General features: G+C 63.2%; 1 protein-coding gene. It reads left to right on the top strand.

Translation table 11 applies throughout. From position 1 onward, the window contains the following. The first annotated feature begins 71 nt into the window (after positions 1–71). A complete protein-coding gene (locus K789_RS0107205; protein WP_024366175.1) occupies positions 72–1,364 on the top strand; it encodes an IS256 family transposase in 1,293 nt (430 codons plus the stop codon). Positions 1,365–1,467 lie beyond the last annotated feature (103 nt).

The raw sequence follows: 1,467 nt of genomic DNA on the forward strand, positions 1-1,467 counted from the left end.
TGGGACTGTGTAAATAACGGTGTATCCGGCTCGACACGCCGGGCGGTGAGCCTGGCGGGGAGGAGCCCGATATGGCCGCAACACTTGAGGCTGTGCCGAGTACCAAGACCGTTGAAAAACTGACAGACACTTCCGAGGTCGATGCCGCCCGTGAGCTGGTGAGGATGGCCAAGGAACAGGGCCTGGCGCTGACCGGCCCTGATGGGCTGCTCAAGCAGTTGACCAAGACCGTCATCGAGACCGCGCTGGATGAGGAATTAACCGAGCATCTCGGTTATGAAAGGCACGATGCGGCGGCCAAGGACACTGCCAACTCGCGCAACGGCACCCGGTCAAAGACCGTGCTGACGGAGACGACCGGCCCGGTGCAGATCGATGTTCCGCGGGACCGGGAGGGCACGTTCGAACCGAAGATCGTCGCCAAGCGCCAGCGGCGGCTGACCGGGGTCGATGAGATGGTCCTCTCGCTCTACGCCAAGGGCCTGACGACCGGGGAGATCAGCGCCCATTTCGCCGAGATCTACGGCGCCTCGGTGTCCAAGGAGACGGTCTCGCGGATCACCGACCGGGTGCTTGAAGAGATGGCCGCGTGGCAGAACCGGCCGTTGGATGAGGTCTACGCGGCGATCTTCATCGACGCCATTGTCGTCAAGGTCCGGGACGGGCAGGTCGCCAACCGCCCTGTCTATGCCGCTATTGGTGTCACTCTGGCCGGGGAGAAGGACATCCTGGGCCTGTGGGCCGGCACTGGCGGGGAGGGCGCGAAGTTCTGGATGAGCGTGCTCACCGACATCAAGAACCGCGGCGTGAAGGACAGCTTTTTCCTGGTCTGCGACGGGCTCAAGGGCCTGCCCGAGGTCGTGGCGAACGTGTGGCCGCTGACGACCGTCCAGACGTGCATCATCCACTTGATCCGCAACACCTTCCGGCTGGCCTCGAAGCAGGACTGGGATGCGCTCAAACGGGATGTGAAGCCGATCTACACAGCCGTGAACGCCACGGCGGCCCGGGCAGCGTTCGAGGAGCTGACGGAGCGCTGGGGCAGGAAATACGGGGCGATCGTGCGGCTCTGGGAAAATGCTTGGGAGGAGTTCATCCCCTTCCTGGACTACGACGTGGAAATCCGGCGCGTGATCTGCTCGACCAACGCGATCGAATCGTTGAACGCCAGGTACCGGCGCGCCGTCAAGGCCCGGGGTCATTTCCCGACCGAGCAGGCTGCGCTAAAGTGCCTGTATCTGGTCACCCGATCCCTCGATCCGACCGGTGCCGGCAGGACCCGATGGACAATGCGCTGGAAGCCCGCTTTGAACGCCTTCGCCATCACTTTCAGCGACCGATTCCCGGCAGCTGAAAACTACTAAAACAAACCGCCGGATACACCGTTTATGAGATAGTCCCAGAGAAATCGCCTACACCCAGAGGGGCAAGGGAAAGGGGCGAGGGGGGTGCCCCGGGTGGGGGTCG

The sequence above is a fragment of the Arthrobacter sp. TB 26 genome, from assembly GCF_000427315.1.
Classification (GTDB): Bacteria; Actinomycetota; Actinomycetes; order Actinomycetales; family Micrococcaceae; genus Arthrobacter.